Here is a 14341-nt window from a genome sequence, read left to right as displayed (position 1 = left end):
GCCACATCCTCGGTCCTGCAGTAGGAGAGCGCCCTAGGTGTTCGGCGGGTCGAAGCGGCCGTCGACGGCCGTCCAGCCGCCATCGACGGTGAGCACCGACCCGGTGACGAACCGCGAGGCGTCCGAGGCGAGATAGACCACGGCGCCGGCCAGTTCGCTCGGAGTCGACCAACGGCCCAGGGCGCTCTTGGCGGCGTATGCGTTGTACCACTCCGGATCGTTCTTGATCTGGGCCGTGAGCGGCGTCTCCACGACGCCGGGGGAGATCGCGTTCACCCGTACCCCGGCCGGGCCGTATTCGGCGGCGGCTGTGCGCAACAGCTGTACCAGCCCGGCCTTGGTCGCTGCGTAGACCCCCTGGCCGGGCTCGACCGTGACCGCCCGAATGGACGCGAAGCCGATGATGCTGCCGCCGCCGTTGGCCGCCATGGTCGGCGCGAAGGACTGAATGAGCACGAACGCGGCGCGCAGGTTGAGATTCACGACGCGGTCAAACTCGTCGAGCGTGTAGTCGGCGATGCGTTTGCGCACGTTGGTGGCGGCCGTGAAGACGAGGGCGGCCAGGTCGGCCAGATCGCGGGCGACGGCCCGCACGGCCTCCTGGTCGAGAACGTCGAGCTGCAGCGAGCTCGCTCCGGCGCCGAGCTGGGCGGCGGTAGCCGCCGCGCTGGGGGCATCCCGGTCGGCGCAGATGACCGTGGCGCCGTGGGCGTGCAGGGCGAGAGCGCTTTCCCGGCCGATGCCGCTGCCGGCCCCGATCACGAGTACGCGGCGACCGAAGAACTGGAACAGCTGGGTGTAGTCCACGAGGGTTCCTTCTGAGTGAGTCACGGGCGGATCATCGCCATGCGGGTCACGGTGAACTCCTCGATGGCAAACCGCGGACCTTCCCGGCCGGTGCCGGAATCCTTGACACCGCCGTAGGGCATGATGTCGGAGCGAAAGCCGGGAATCTCGTTGACCACGACGCCGCCGACGTCCAGCTCGTTGATGGCCCGAAAGGCTCGCTGCAGGGAACTGGTGAAGATGGCGGCCTGCAGGCCGTAGCGCGAGCGGTTGACCAGCTCGATGGCTGAACCCAGATCGGAGATACGCTGCAGCACGACGACCGGTCCGAAGATCTCCTCGCACCAGACTTGAGCCTCCAGCGGAACATTCGTCAGCACGGTCGGGGCGATGCTGCGGTCGATCCGGTGTCCGCCGGCCAGCACCAGGGCCCCGCTCGCCTTGGCGGCGGTGATCCAGGCCAGGATGCGCTCGGTCCCGGCCTCGTTGATGACCGGCGCCACGCGGGTGCTCTCGCTTCGGGGATCACCGACGAGCACCTCGGGGAGGCGGGCGAGCAGCATCCGCTCGAAGTCGTCGGCGATCTGGTCGTGCACGAGGATGCGCTGCACCGAAATGCAGGCCTGGCCGTTGGCATAGAAGCCGCCACGAATCACCGCGTCGACCGCCTTCTCGACGTCGGCGTCGCACGCGACGATCAGGGCGGTGTTGGCGCCGAGCTCGAGCACGACCTTGCGCGGTGCGGCGTCGCGCGCAATCTGGTGTCCGACGGTGGCAGAGCCAGTGAATGAGACAACGGCCACCCGCGGATCGCGCACCAGAGCCTCCCCGACAGCGATACCGCCCGTGACGAGCTGAACGGCAGCGGTCGACACTCCGTGATCGTGCAGCACCCCGCGAATGAGGTCGACCACCCACAGTGTGGTCAGCGGCGTGTTGGGGGCCGGCTTGATGATGATCGGGCAGCCCGCAGCAAGGGCGGGAGCGAGCTTGTGGCTGGCCAGCAGGAACGGGTAGTTGAAGCCGGTGATGCCAACGACGATTCCGGCCGGCCGCCGCGTCCAGTAGCCGATCATTCCCACCCCGCTGGGCTGCAGGTCGAGGGGAACGGTTTCACCGTGCAGGTGGGCAACCTCTTCGGCGCTCGCCGACCAGGTGGTGAGGGCGCGGGCGACCTCGGTGCGGCAGTCCGTGAGCGGCTTGCCGGTCTCCTGCACGAGCAGCTGCTCGAATTCAGCGCTTCGCTCGGCGAGGGCGTCGTGAATGTCGATGAGCAGGGTACGACGGATGCCCGCGCTCAGCCCGGCCAGTTCCGCGCGTACCGCGGCGGCCGCGTCTACAGCGAGCACGGCCTGGGCCGCCGTGCCGACCGGGGACAACGCGACGGGGGAGCCGTCGAAGGGAAACACGATCTCCTGCTGCTCCAAGCAGGCCAGCCAGCGCTCGCCGATGGGGAGCCCGGCCGGGTAGGGGATCGGGAACGAAGTCACGGGACTACTTTCTGTTGAAAGGTGCTGCTGTTGAAAGATGCTGCTGTTGAGAGGCGTTGCTGTCAGGAGATGCTGGCGTTTCTACTGGTCTGACCAGTAACCTAACTAGAGTATCGAGTGGCGATCGTCAGGTCAATCATCTGGCGCGGCACGCATCCGTTCACGAGGGAGAGCCAATGACCAGCACGGCGAGAGTCCATCGGCTGGCCGTGATCCGCGGCGACGGCATCGGACCCGAGGTGATCGACGCTTCTCTCGAGGTGCTCGCGGCGGCGGAGTCGGTGTTTGGTTTTCGGACCGAGCTCACCGAGATTGCGGCTGGCGCCCGGCACTACCTGGCCACCGGCGAACTCTTCACGCCTGCCCTTCAGTCGCAGCTTCGTGCTCACGACGCCATTCTGTTCGGTGCCATGGGCGACCCCGCCGTCGCGCCGGGCATTCTGGAGCGCGGCTTCATTCTCGAGATGCGTCGCAGCTTTGCGCAGGCGGTGAACCTGCGACCGGTGAAGTTGTATCCGGGCGTGACCACGCCGATCGCCGGCCTTACGCCGGATCGCTGCGACTTGGTGATCGTGCGGGAGAACACCGAGGGCTCCTACGTCGGGCGCGGATCGACGGTGCACGCCGGCACTCCGCACGCGGTCGCGGTGCAGGAATCGGTGAATACCCGCATGGGCGTGGAGCGTGTGGTCGAGTTCGCGTTTCGTCTCGCCGAACGACGCGGTGGCACCCTGACCCTGTGTCACAAGAAGAACATCCTGGTCGAGGCCGGCACCCTGTGGCAGTCGACGGTCGACGACGTGAGTTCTCGCTTTTCGAGCGTTCCGGTGGACTACGTGCACGTCGACGCCCTGTGCTTCTACCTGCCGACGGCTCCGGAACGCTTTAACGTGGTCGTTACCGACAACCTCTTCGGCGACATCATCACCGACCTGGGCGCGGCCATTCAGGGCGGCCTGGGCGTCGCCGCGAGCGCCAACCTCAACCTCGACGGCTCCGGCCCGAGCATGTTCGAGGCCATCCACGGCTCAGCTCCCGACATTGCTGGTCGGGGCTGGGCCAACCCGATCGGGGCGGTACTCTCGACAGCCATGTGCCTGGCCCACCTCGGCGAGGCCGGTGCGGCTAGAGCCATCGAGGCGACCGCCGTACACGTTCTGGCCCAGTTGCCGGCGACCGCCGGGCCGGGTATGGGCTACTCAACGGCGCAACTCGGCCAGGAGATCGCCCGGCTGTTGACGAGCGGGGCACCGGTCCCCGTCGTGCCCGGCCATAGCGTCATGGACGATCTCGCCGCGCTGCGCGATATGCGTGTTGACCGCATGACTGCCGGCGGCCTGTAACCTTGTACAGTCCCGCCCCCGTAGCTCAGTGGATAGAGCACCGGCCTTCTAATCCGATTGTCGTAGGTTCGATTCCTACCGGGGGCACCGAAAAAATCGTCTGACCAGGGTTTCTTGTCCTCACCGAAGGGGCAAGACTTGATTCACGCAACTTTTATTCCGCGGCGCCCGCCTCCTGCGGGCGCTCGTAGAGAAGGAACGCGACCCAGTTCGATTCTTCTGGTGTGACCTTGGACACCTACGGGTTATGGATGCTGCAAGTCTCTCGGGGCTCGGTTTGGAGCCCGTACTCACAACGAGCGAGCTCGCCAAGTATCTCGGCGCGCAGGTGCAGGCGATCTACGACCTGCGCACCGATGGCCGCGGCCCGTCCGGCATTCGCGTCGGACGGGAGATCCGCTACCGCGTCTCGGATGTTCTTTAGTGGCTTTACGAATGCTGGCCGAGGCCTGGCTGGAGGACCTGATGCTCGACGTCGACCGCGCGAAGGGTACAAAAGCCGTCTACGAGTACGAGCTGCGCGGGCTCGTGCTTCCCTTTTTCGGTCACTTCACGGTTCGCGAGGTGACCGTCGGCCGCATTGAGCCTTTCCTGAAGGTGCAGCGCGCGATCTCGTACACGCGAGCCAAGCACTCCCGCACGATCCTCAGCATGGTGCTGGGGTTTGCGGTGCGGCGGGGAATCATCGCACGCAATCCCGTGCAGGAAACCTCGCGGATGAAGAAGCCCCAGCACACCCCGAAGGCGCTCACGCCGGATCAGGTAGCCGCAATCCGCCTCGCGGCCTGCGACTGGCGCACAGCGGAGGGCAGGATGGGGCCAAACCCGACGGGCGCGTGGCCGTCGAGAGCATGTCCCCGCTGTTCATCGGCTCCGGCCTCGCGCCTTCATCGCTGCCGTGCTTGCCACGGCCGCCCTGATCATCACCCGGCAACACCTTCCGCGCGGCAACCAGTGGGTTCGCCTGGCCGTCGTCGCGGGCGGGGTCGTCGTCGGTTTCCCCCTCCTCACCTCATTCGCCCTCACCGCGGCGTCGGCCAGCCACGGCGCCGTGGTCATAGCGCTCCTCCCGGCAGCGACGGCCGTCATGGCTGTCATTCGGGGAAAAGGGCGACCACCACTGCCATTCTGGATCACGGCCGCACTCGGGGCGCTGGTGGCCGTAATTTTTGCGTCCATGCAGGGTGGCGCAAGCATCCGCTCGCAGTGGTCGTACCTGCTTCTTTTCGGCGCCGTCGTGGCCGCTGCCATCGGCTACGCCGAGGGAGGCCTGCTCGCGCGCGAGATCGGATCCTGGCAAACCGTATCGTGGGCCCTCGTTCTGGCCGCGCCCCTCATGGTCACCCTGACGACAATTGCCATCGTCGACCAGCCACCAACCGGCACGCCCACCCAATGGGCGGCGTTTGCCTACCTCGGAGTGGTGAGCATGTTCCTGGGATTCTTCGCCTGGTATCGCGGACTGGCCATCGGGCCCATGGCCCAAGTCAGCCAGGTGCAACTCACCCAACCCGTCCTCAGCATCCTCTGGGCCGCAGTGATCCTGCGCGAACAGTTGACCTGGCAGACCATCATCGCCGGTATCGCCGTCATCCTTTGTGCCGGTATCGCCGTGCGAACGCGCCGGGGTCGAGTCAGGCCCACACGCTCCGCCGAGGACCGTGAAGTTGAATCAGCAACAGTCGAGGCGATGCCCAGCACCAACGGCCCGTAAGGGGGACGATCAGCGGACGGCTTTTCAGATGCTCCCAGAACGCGGTCGAGGCACTATTTCGACAGGCAGGACCGCCCGCAAGCGGAACGTGTTAAGGGACGGTTCCGAGTAGTTCGGTGCGTCGAGCCACTTCGGTGGTCGAGCCTCGGCTGGACCGACAATAGGACCGACTGCCATACTGGGCTCGGCGGGGAGGGGACCTGATGCCACGACTGACGACATCCGTTCTGGGGAGCACCGCTCTTGTGCTCGGGCTGGTGGCCTGCTCGCCCCCGACGACCGAGACTCCGCCGGTCGAAACGGCGATCCAAACGGATGCGCCGGCCCCGACCGACGACATGGCCGACGTCGTCATCCCCGACGGCGTCATCGGCACGGCCAAGCTCACGCCGGCCTCGGGCGACGACACCATCTCCGGAACCGTCGTGATCACCGCGGGAGGCGGCGGGTTCGACGTCGCGCTGAAGGACTTCCGCTCGGACGTTCCCGGAGGCGTACAACTGTTCTTAAGCCCCTGGTCGGAGACTACGACCTGCCTGGCCGACATGTACAGCTACTCGTTCGGCAACCTCTCCACGGACGCCGATCAGCTTGGGCTGAGCCTGGGCGACAGGGACTTCTCCCGGGGCGACCCCAGCTACTACCTGACCGCCGTCATCACCGCGAGTACGCCGGGCACGACCGATCCAGACGGCTGCGCGCTCACTCCCCGGGCCCTCGGCACAATCACCTGGAACGTGCCGGACACCCGCCCCGGGCTACTCGCCGTCGACACGGGCATTCGGGTCGGTGCTAGCGGCACCACCGCCACAGCCGATGCTGCCGCACTCTCCTACCGTGCGGTAGCCGGCGACACGCTCAACGACATCGCCGACCGCTTCGGCATCACGCTCGACGACCTCGGCTTCCTTAACCCGCTGACCAGCCGCCAACTCCAGCCCGGAGACGATCTGAACCTTCAGGTGGCGTTGCGCGGCGGCGCCTCGGTCCCGCCGCCCTGGGCCTGAACCCGGCCCCGCGCATGAACCCCCGCGGCCGTCCCGAAAGGCGAACCCTCTGCGGGAATGCCTATTGATCTACGGCTGGCACGTCTTCCCAAACCAGGATGCCGCCGGGCTGGCAGTCGAGGACTCGGCAGATCGAGTCGAGGGTTGAAAATCTGATGGCGCGGGCGCGTCCGTTTTTGAGCACTGCCACGTTGGCTGGGGTGATGCCGATGGCTGTTGAAAAGTCTCCGACTGACATGCTTTGTTCGACCAGCAGACGGTCGATGAGGATGCGGACCGCCATTAGACCACCTCGTCGAGCTCGGCCCGCATGAGCGCTGTTCGTTGCAGCAGCGACCGCAGAACTATGAGAACGAGGGTGAGGGTGATTCCTACCAGGACGCTCACGACGATCACGATCGCAAGTGCGGGCGGTCCTGGAATGAATGCCAGGGTGGATGCGGTCAAGATGGTCGCGAGAACGACAGTCAGTATCAGCAGGTTTACCATTCGTGCTGCTGTGTGACCGAAGATCCGGTCCTGTCGTATGTATCCGACGAGAATGGCGGTAGCGACCAGAAGGGTTTCCCCGCACAGTCCAACAGCGAGAGCCAGTGCGAGAAGCGGGGCTTGTAGGTGAGCGAATTCAGGATTCTCAACTGCGAGCGATTCCGAGATAGGAAACAGGGTTGCTCCACTCACCAGAATGAGGATGCCGAGTAGTCCAATGGCCAGCCAGGTCGCTGTCGCCGCCGCTGTTGAAGGGCCAATCTCAGTTCGTTCCATCTATCGATTGTCGATTGGTCACTATCGAAAGTCAATGGCTCGACGCTTTCCACTTAACTCCAGAAACAGTCACGCCGTCGATCGAAAGGGAACTGCTGGAGATTTGATTGACTCGCTCGACAGGTGTGCGCCAGCTACTAATGCGCCCTTACGCGTCCGCAAGCCGAACCCCCTTCGGGGCAATAGCAATTGGGCTATCGAACGCGGGCGGTGGCGTGCACGCATAGCGCGACAATGTACCAGCTCCGCGCAACAATGGATTTAGACACGTGTCCGAACTGTCGAGGAGATGATGATTTTGGTCAATAGAGACGAGATTGAAGACGATGGCCGCCACCCTGGCTGGCAGTTCGAGTTGCACAAGCCAAATAGGACGCACCGCGCAGAAATACCGGCTGCGGACATCCAACGACTCGAACGACTGTGGGAACTAGTTAGGCATGAGGAACGCATCCCCGACACCACGGGCGTGAAGATTGATGCATTGATTGAGTGTTGGGGCCGAGAGGGGTACTCAGCCGATCAGATCGCCGTCGCGACACAACTACCGCTTGAAACGGTCACTGAATTGCAAAAGAACCCGGGAGTCGCCGCCCTCTTCAATTCCCGACACCGGTAACAGAGTGTGCCTCAAAGACAATCTTGAATACCCCCGAACTTGAGGCAAGTATGGAAGCACGAACAGTCCACGCATAGAGATTGGGGATCAATATGAAAATTGGATTCAAGCGCATAATCAGTAGCGCGGCCGGCCTTCTGATACTTGGGTCGGTCGTGATGGCGGCGCCTGCCCAAGCCGCAACAGCAGAACCCGCCCCGGCACCGGCACCGAACGTTTTGAAGAATTTCTTCAGCAGAACGATGTCCATGGCAAGGTCACTAACATCCAAACCGATGCCAACGGAGCTGAGTTCTACCTATACGACTCGGGCGACTGGGTTCTCCAGCTGCCCTCCGACGCCGCGCCGGGCAACGTGAGTGCGCAATACGAAGCGGGAATCTGCGCTGGCACATTCGTTGACATCACCAAACTCGGCGACGAGCTCTACTGGGGTGGTCAAGAATTGTGCTCCAGCGCGCCGGCCGACGCGATCTATCTGCACTCTCTCCGAATGGTGCTCCGTAGCACGTGCAATGGATTCCCCTGTGGAATCATGACCGAGCAACGCGAGTTCACATCAACAGATAGTCCCTACAACGCAGTGCAAACGGTCAACGGATTCGAAGGATGCGTGACCGGGACTACGTACGACTACGACCAAATCGCCTACCAGACCTTCCGAGGCACCCAGTACGGCCCGTTTGTTGACGGTCCGGTAGCCGCGGTCGACTGCAACATCAACCCGGACTAGCTGACCGAGATCAAAACATAAGGGGTTGCGCAGATGTGCGCAGCCCCTTATTCGTCTGAGGTGAGCTCCGTTAGCATCACAATCGAAGTTGAGTCGGGTGCCTGATAGGGGAACGTCTACTGGGCACCTGCACGCGCGGTTCAATTAATGAGGTGATTCGTGCGGCTAAACCGATTCGAGCCCAAGGAACTCACGTAGCTGAGGCACGCCCGTGACGCGTAACTCCTGATCGGATCTGTTGAGCGTTTCGGTAGTCAACGTCAGTTGTTGGCTCAAAGCCATCTCACCTTCGCGCCGCCGGCGGCGAACCAGGCCGTTCTCTCGGTAGCCGACTTTTCTCGACACGGCAAGCGACGCTGGGTTGTCGGTGAACGCGGCGGACGTGACCTCAGATGCATCTAGATGGTCGAACATGAATGCACAGAGAGTTTGGCGCATTAGCGTGCCGATGCCCCGTCCGTGATGCTTCGCCCCGAGCCACGATCCTGTCTCGCCGGTTCTCGTCACGAGATAGTCACTGGTCGTAATTCCTTGGCAACCAACGATTTCTCCCTCGAAACGGACTGTGGATTCAAGTTGCCACGATACTGGCGTCATGGCAGAACGTCGCCCCCAGTGGAACTGCAGGAGCCTTAATCGAACTTCGTCGGGGGTCCCGGCCGTCCATGGAAAATCAAATGGCATCGCAGCGGAGTCGTGAATCCCTTCGTGTGCGAGTGTCACAAGGTCGGGCAAATCGGAATCTCGAACGGGAGACAGAGATAGTGACCCGCATTCGATCAGCAATCCGAACGGCGGCCAGAGCTGTTGAAGTGCATGCGACATGCCCCCAACCCTATTTGTGTCAACGCCGACCCCCGCCCCGTTTCCAGTGGAACGACAAATGAATCAAGTCCGGCAGCTAGCCTGAGCACGCGCGTCTGCGCGGCCGGCACGAATCGAGGAGCCACTCATCAATGAGTATCGAACTGCACATCGAGCTGGACTGCATCTTCGCGGCTCGCGACCGAGACAATATGGGCCCAACGATTGCCGCCCTTCTCCATGTCTACGAGATGCACCCGCGTGACCCCCGAGTCCTCTACGAAGTAGGCGGTGCGTACGATACCGCGGGCGAGGAGACGACCGCCCTGGGGTTCTATGAGCGAGCGATGACCGAAGGGCTCGACGGGGACGTGCGTCGCCGGTGCTACCTCCAATACGGGAGCACCCTCCGCAACCTTGGCCGCCTCGATGAGTCGGTCACGGTGTTCGCGCAAGCGCGCAGGGAGTTTCCGGACTCTGTTGCCCTCGGCGCATTCGAATCTCTGAGCCTGCATGCGGCCGGCAGTGTCAACACCGCTCTCGGCAGCCTTCTCACTCTGCTTGCCGACCATGTGCATTCGGAAGAGATTGACCGGTACAAGCCCGCCATGCGCGGCAACGCCGCGTACCTGACATCGCTCGACTTTTCGGCCACTTCCGAAAGCGCCCGATAGACGGACGTCCACCAAGACACCCGTGCCTGCAATCACAACCGTGTGACACGATCGGTCATAAGGACGTTGTGCCAGGATTCTGCTCGGCCGATAGCGTTGTCCGGTCCGGCTGATCGGCCGTCCAGCGACAGAGTCGCTGGTTTCACCCGTGCGTGCCTTAGTTGAGCGTTCGGTCCTATCCCCGAACACTCAACCAAGGCGGTGCTGCTCCTTCTCAGGCCGGCGGCGCGAAGAACTCTAGCGGCAGCCCGTCGGGATCGCGGAAGGACAGTCCTGACCCGTATCCGGCGTCCTTGATCGTGTCGTGGCTGACGCCGAGCTGGTCCAGGCGCTTCTCCCAAAGCTCCAGCTCGGATCGGTCCGCGACGCCGAATGCGACGTGATCCAAGCCCGCACGGCGCTCGCTGAACGGCGTCGTCACGTCCGAGTCGGGGAACTGGTGCAGACCGACGAGGGTGCCGCTCACCATCCAGACGACGTGGCGGAAGGGTCCGGTGTCCTCATCGAGCACTGGCTGGTCCTCGAACAACTCCGTGTACCAGGGGACGCTCACCTCGAGGTCTCGTACCGTGAGCGCCACATGGGCGATGGGTGGGAAAATCGTCATTGATGGTTCCTCCTGGATTCCAGTAAGCACGATCATTCGTGCGTACGTCAACCCTACGGTCGTTCGTCTCGCAAGCGTCGAGGGAATCGGCGGGCTCTCAATCGCGAGACTTGCCGAGGCCGAGGGGATGAGCAAGAGCGTCTTGTTCGGCTATTTTGGCTTCAAGAGGGAGCTGCAGCTCGCGACCGTCGAGGAGGCGGACGCACTCTTCGCGGCCCAGGTGATCGAATCATCGTCGACCGCGTCCACGGCCCTCGAGCGGCTGCGCGGCTGGTAGATCCGTAATCGCGCCAAGCTCCCCCCATCGACGCGCTCGGTTGATTCGTGCCCCCTATCTTCTCGGATTCTTCGTGCCAACGGCCCTGCCCCCGTTGATGTGAACCAATGGCGTGGAAGGCCCTGATCGTATGACAACCGCCCCACGCCCGTTCCGCACGGGGGACGTGCTGCGGACGTCGTTTCAATGTGCTCTCCGAGGTCGTTTTGAACGTGCTTGCCGACTTCGAGGGGTGTCCGCAGGGGAACCATAACGGAACGTCTTCAGTGGTTGAGAAGTTCGTGCGAGAGAACGATGGTGGCGAACTCGTCGTGAAGATTGATCGCGGTGACTCGGGAAAGTTCCGCCGCGCTGATCATTCCACCTTCGAGGTCGGTCCTGTCAAATGTGTGGGTCGCATCTACAGCAAAGTAGACGGTGTATCCCAGGTTTCCGCCAATGCGTGCTGTTGTTTCGCAGCAGTGATTGGTAGTTATGCCGCAGATCACAATGGTCGAGATAGCGTTTTCTCGAAGCCAGCAGTCAAGATCGGGTGTGCCGTGAAAACTTGAGTTGACCGTTTTCTGGACCAATAGATCCGGAGTGCCGGACATGTAGCTTTTCAACGCATGGCCGGGGTGGCTGGGGTGCAGAGGGGAGAGCGGGTTGGAGGAATTATGCTGGACGAAGACGACCGGTCGCGAAAGCCTGTGCCACTCGTTCACTAACGCTGCGATGTTCTGATCACAGTCCGCGTTGTTTCGGGGTCCCCACCATTCGACGTGGTCAAATCCTTGCTGAGCGTCAACGACGATCAGGGCGGTGTAATCATCGATCGAGGGTAGTTGGATCACGATTTAGGCTCCAAAATAATTTCAGGTCAATGACCAAAATGGTTGGTCCAAGATGCCGTCTAAGACTGGGACCGATACTGACACTATTCAGCATCCCATGACGGCGGCATCGCGCCTCTTTGCGGCCAGCTGAGCTGCCGCGGATATCTCGATATCGATCAGAACCCGCGCGAACCCCGGCCCGTACATAGGCGTCGTCCCCCCAAAGACGAACCCTCATCGGGGACGCAACCGTGGACTCTGGGTCAGGACCAGTGAGCGCCCGCTCTGCCGTGCCATAGCGGATGAATAGGTGGGGACGTTGCATCGCCCGCGACTGTGGGAATGTTATCCCATGGGGGATTTTATTTCGGCCTGCCGACCGTTCATGGCCACTGTGGAGTGTGGCCGATGAGTGCGCGCGGCTCCATTGGGTCGATGATGGCGGCCACGCTCGTGTCTCGGGCGCTGGGGTTTCTCAAGGCGATCCTGCTCGTGGCTGCCATCGGCGGGACGAGCGCTGCGGTCGGTGGGCAAACGTTTGAAAGCGCGAACTCAGCACCCACGTATCTCGTCGCTCTGATCGCTGGCGGCGTATTGGGGGCTGTGCTTGTCCCGCAGATTGTTCGGAACTTACAAGACGGCCAGGTCGGCCAGGAAAACACCGACCGGCTCCTCACGATCGTCCTGGTCGGCGGAGCCCTGGCCACGCTCATCCTCACCATGCTCGCGCCGGGCATCGTCTGGATCTACGCGACGACCTGGTCGGCGCAGTGGCGAGGCCTTGCAACGTCGATGGCGTACTGGTGCTTGCCGCAGATCTTCTTCCTGATCGCATTCGCCGTTCTGTCCCAGGTCCTCAACGCGCGCGGCGTGTTCGGCGCCCCCGCGTGGGCGCCCGCGATCTCCAACCTGCTGGGGATCAGCGGGATCCTGGTGTTTCTCTTCGCGCTGCCATCTGGGCTGGGGCCTGTTGGCTCCTGGAACCCCCTGATGGTCGCAGTCCTCAGTGGCTCCGCCACCCTGGCCATCGCTAGCCAGGCTCTGCTGCTACTGATCCCACTGCGAAGAATCGGGTTTCAGCTCCGATTCCGCTGGGGCGTTGGTGGTCTCGGGCATATGTCGACACTGGCCTGCTGGACTCTCCTCGGCGTCATCGCTGGCCAGGCCGCCTACCTAGTCACCTCCAACGTGGCCAATAGTGCCGGGAAGATCCTCAACCAGCTGGGCATCGACGGACCGAGCCTGAATTCTCTCTCAATCGCGTACCTGCTAATGCTCCTGCCGCACGGGATCGTGACCGTGTCACTGACGACGGCGCTCTACACGCGGATGAGCGGATCCGCCGCACGGAATGACCTCGCAGAGATCGAAGCACTCTCCAACCTGGCCATGAAGCCGGTCGCCTACGTCGCGATCGCTGCCACTGCAGCATTCGTGGCACTGGGCCCGCTGATCACAGAGGTGCTCTTTGGCAATCCGATTATTGGGCACGTACTCCAGATCCTGGCGATCGGGCTCGTCGGCTTCAGCCAGGCCTACGTGCTCAACCGAACCTCATTTGCACTCCAGGACGCCCGCGGCCCCTTCACCACCCAACTCGTCATCGCCGGACTCTCCACAGCTGGCTCCGCAGCGGCACTCCTCCTTCCACCGGAACTCACTGTGGTCGGAATCGCAGCAGGAATCTCTATCGCGAACTTCGCGGGCTGGCTCACCGCCCAGCTGTCCCTACAGCGGACACTCCGAAACCGCGGTCACGTCCCCGTTGGGCGCCCCCGCCATCCTCGGCTACGCCCGCCTAATCGGCGCAGCGATCAGCAGTTCCGTAGCCGGGCTGTCCCTTCTGGCACACATCGGCACGCCAACAGGATTTCTCGGCCAGGCCATCCTGCTGATGACCGCGGGGGTCGGCGTTGTCGCACTTTTCATCACGGCGAGTTGGCTACTCGGCGACCGAACAATTGGCGACCTCCGCCGACGGTAGACGCCACACGGGTTATGGCTCCGGCCGCCGAGACGGCAGGAAATAAATCACGCCCTCGGCGGCAATCCCAAAGACGAACCGCCTATGGGACGCTCCCGCAGCGCGGATTGCATTCATCGTCGGTGGTACATGGAAATGGTCTCTGGCTCGGGATCCAGCCACGTTGCCAGGACGCCGCTCGTGACGATTAGCGCCGTTGCGAGGATCAGGACGATGAGACCGACAAGGAGGAACTGGAGCGCGTTGGGTCGTTTGTTGGGAGCTGGCATTTGCCTCAGCCTAGGGTGAGCTGTTGCGCCATATTTGCCCTCACCGAGGGAACGACCATAGGACAGGAGTACCACTGTGTCAGCCGATTCGCTTGGCTTGTTTCAGGGTGGACGGGCGCAGTATGGACTTGGCGCCGAGGATCTCGACCCCAAGAAGCTTGCCGTCTTTATCGAAGTCGAGGATGACTTCGCCGCGGCCGTCGATTTCGTGAACGTGCTGCCGAACAGCCTCCCCAGCTTTTATTCGAGGCGAGATGTTGAAGTAAGCCGCATCCGCAGACCGGTCATAGGTGCCTCGCCGCAATTTCTTCACGGCGCAAGAATAGGGCAATAGGTGCCCGCAAGCGGGACGTCGAGGGCGTTAGATCTGAGGCCAAACCCCCTGGCGGCGGAGTGCGCCGACGCTGTGTCACACGGGAAGGCTCTACGGGACGAAGGCCGCGTGGAATCGGTT

Annotated in this window: 15 protein-coding genes, 1 tRNA gene and 1 pseudogene; 8 read left to right on the top strand and 9 right to left on the bottom strand. The window is 63.0% G+C overall.

Annotation, left to right across the window (positions count from 1 at the left end; genetic code table 11):
• Positions 1-33: 33 nt before the first annotated feature.
• Entirely contained in the window at positions 34-831 is a 798-nt protein-coding gene (locus QMK31_RS02870; protein ID WP_283499418.1) for an SDR family NAD(P)-dependent oxidoreductase, read from the bottom strand.
• Complete coding sequence (locus tag QMK31_RS02865) at positions 828-2276, bottom strand: aldehyde dehydrogenase family protein (RefSeq protein ID WP_283499417.1); 1449 nt, start codon at positions 2274-2276, stop codon at positions 828-830. The genes QMK31_RS02870 and QMK31_RS02865 overlap by 4 nt, the downstream gene beginning before the upstream one ends.
• A gap of 176 nt (positions 2277-2452) precedes the next feature.
• Here QMK31_RS02865 and QMK31_RS02860 point away from each other — a divergent pair, with 176 nt between their 5' ends.
• The 5 genes and pseudogenes from QMK31_RS02860 to QMK31_RS02840 all read left to right on the top strand — a co-directional run bounded on the left by QMK31_RS02860 (position 2453) and on the right by QMK31_RS02840 (position 6340).
• Entirely contained in the window at positions 2453-3619 is a 1167-nt protein-coding gene (locus QMK31_RS02860) for a 3-isopropylmalate dehydrogenase (protein ID WP_283499416.1), read from the top strand.
• A 14-nt stretch (positions 3620-3633) separates the two neighbouring features.
• Positions 3634-3706, top strand: a tRNA-Arg gene (locus QMK31_RS02855).
• Positions 3707-3866: 160 nt separating this feature from the next.
• Positions 3867-4043 carry a helix-turn-helix transcriptional regulator gene (locus QMK31_RS02850; protein ID WP_283499415.1) on the top strand — a complete coding sequence of 59 codons (177 nt, stop codon included), beginning with the start codon at positions 3867-3869 and terminating at the stop codon, positions 4041-4043.
• A gap of 427 nt (positions 4044-4470) precedes the next feature.
• Positions 4471-5333, top strand: a pseudogene (locus QMK31_RS02845) (DMT family transporter).
• Between the two features lie 203 nt (positions 5334-5536).
• On the top strand, positions 5537-6340 hold the full coding sequence (locus QMK31_RS02840) for a LysM peptidoglycan-binding domain-containing protein (RefSeq protein WP_283499414.1): 804 nt from the start codon (positions 5537-5539) through the stop codon (positions 6338-6340).
• Between the two features lie 61 nt (positions 6341-6401).
• Here QMK31_RS02840 and QMK31_RS02835 read toward each other — a convergent pair whose 3' ends face one another.
• From QMK31_RS02835 to QMK31_RS02820, 4 genes are all read right to left on the bottom strand, one after another.
• Positions 6402-6623, bottom strand: coding sequence for a helix-turn-helix domain-containing protein (locus tag QMK31_RS02835; RefSeq protein WP_283499413.1), 222 nt, complete (start codon positions 6621-6623; stop codon positions 6402-6404).
• A complete protein-coding gene (locus QMK31_RS02830) occupies positions 6623-7105 on the bottom strand; it encodes a DUF2975 domain-containing protein (RefSeq protein ID WP_283499412.1) in 483 nt (160 codons plus the stop codon). Before QMK31_RS02830 ends, QMK31_RS02835 begins: the two co-directional genes overlap by 1 nt.
• 599 nt (positions 7106-7704) lie before the next feature.
• Entirely contained in the window at positions 7705-7974 is a 270-nt protein-coding gene (locus tag QMK31_RS02825) for a hypothetical protein (RefSeq protein ID WP_283499411.1), read from the bottom strand.
• A 648-nt stretch (positions 7975-8622) separates the two neighbouring features.
• Positions 8623-9282, bottom strand: a complete 660-nt coding sequence (locus tag QMK31_RS02820; protein WP_283499410.1) for a GNAT family N-acetyltransferase — start codon at positions 9280-9282, stop codon at positions 8623-8625.
• 131 nt (positions 9283-9413) lie between these two features.
• Here QMK31_RS02820 and QMK31_RS02815 point away from each other — a divergent pair, with 131 nt between their 5' ends.
• On the top strand, positions 9414-9935 hold the full coding sequence (locus QMK31_RS02815; RefSeq protein ID WP_283499409.1) for a tetratricopeptide repeat protein: 522 nt from the start codon (positions 9414-9416) through the stop codon (positions 9933-9935).
• Between the two features lie 214 nt (positions 9936-10149).
• Here QMK31_RS02815 and QMK31_RS02810 read toward each other — a convergent pair whose 3' ends face one another.
• Positions 10150-10542: a VOC family protein gene (locus QMK31_RS02810; RefSeq protein WP_283499408.1), complete on the bottom strand. Its 393-nt coding sequence runs from the start codon at positions 10540-10542 to the stop codon at positions 10150-10152.
• A 127-nt stretch (positions 10543-10669) separates the two neighbouring features.
• Between QMK31_RS02810 and QMK31_RS17225 the strand changes: the two genes are divergently transcribed.
• Entirely contained in the window at positions 10670-10819 is a 150-nt protein-coding gene (locus QMK31_RS17225; RefSeq protein ID WP_349361538.1) for a hypothetical protein, read from the top strand.
• A gap of 263 nt (positions 10820-11082) precedes the next feature.
• On the opposite strand, the gene QMK31_RS02800 is transcribed toward QMK31_RS17225, so the two are convergent.
• A complete protein-coding gene (locus QMK31_RS02800) occupies positions 11083-11652 on the bottom strand; it encodes a cysteine hydrolase family protein (RefSeq protein ID WP_283499406.1) in 570 nt (189 codons plus the stop codon).
• Positions 11653-12042: 390 nt separating this feature from the next.
• Here QMK31_RS02800 and murJ point away from each other — a divergent pair, with 390 nt between their 5' ends.
• A complete protein-coding gene (murJ, locus tag QMK31_RS02795) occupies positions 12043-13809 on the top strand; it encodes a murein biosynthesis integral membrane protein MurJ (RefSeq protein WP_283499405.1) in 1767 nt (588 codons plus the stop codon).
• A gap of 157 nt (positions 13810-13966) precedes the next feature.
• On the opposite strand, the gene QMK31_RS02790 is transcribed toward murJ, so the two are convergent.
• Entirely contained in the window at positions 13967-14200 is a 234-nt protein-coding gene (locus tag QMK31_RS02790) for a DUF2283 domain-containing protein (RefSeq protein ID WP_283499404.1), read from the bottom strand.
• Positions 14201-14341: the final 141 nt, after the last annotated feature.

Source organism: Cryobacterium sp. PH31-O1, assembly GCF_030063455.1.
In the GTDB taxonomy this organism is placed as follows: Bacteria; Actinomycetota; Actinomycetes; order Actinomycetales; family Microbacteriaceae; genus Cryobacterium.
This window is presented reverse-complemented; position numbering and strand designations above follow the sequence as displayed.

Bases quoted from the DNA above. Each gene is read 5' to 3' on its own strand.
- murJ (WP_283499405.1), top strand. From the start codon at position 12,043: ATGAGTGCGCGCGGCTCCATTGGGTCGATGATGGCGGCCACGCTCGTG.
- QMK31_RS02840 (WP_283499414.1), top strand. From the start codon at position 5,537: ATGCCACGACTGACGACATCCGTTCTGGGGAGCACCGCTCTTGTGCTC.
- QMK31_RS02860 (WP_283499416.1), top strand. From the start codon at position 2,453: ATGACCAGCACGGCGAGAGTCCATCGGCTGGCCGTGATCCGCGGCGAC.
- QMK31_RS02850 (WP_283499415.1), top strand. From the start codon at position 3,867: ATGGATGCTGCAAGTCTCTCGGGGCTCGGTTTGGAGCCCGTACTCACA.
- QMK31_RS02815 (WP_283499409.1), top strand. From the start codon at position 9,414: ATGAGTATCGAACTGCACATCGAGCTGGACTGCATCTTCGCGGCTCGC.
- QMK31_RS02820 (WP_283499410.1), bottom strand. From the start codon at position 9,282: ATGTCGCATGCACTTCAACAGCTCTGGCCGCCGTTCGGATTGCTGATC.
- QMK31_RS02825 (WP_283499411.1), bottom strand. From the start codon at position 7,974: ATGGACATCGTTCTGCTGAAGAAATTCTTCAAAACGTTCGGTGCCGGT.
- QMK31_RS02810 (WP_283499408.1), bottom strand. From the start codon at position 10,542: ATGACGATTTTCCCACCCATCGCCCATGTGGCGCTCACGGTACGAGAC.
- QMK31_RS02835 (WP_283499413.1), bottom strand. From the start codon at position 6,623: ATGGCGGTCCGCATCCTCATCGACCGTCTGCTGGTCGAACAAAGCATG.
- QMK31_RS02830 (WP_283499412.1), bottom strand. From the start codon at position 7,105: ATGGAACGAACTGAGATTGGCCCTTCAACAGCGGCGGCGACAGCGACC.
- QMK31_RS17225 (WP_349361538.1), top strand. From the start codon at position 10,670: ATGAGCAAGAGCGTCTTGTTCGGCTATTTTGGCTTCAAGAGGGAGCTG.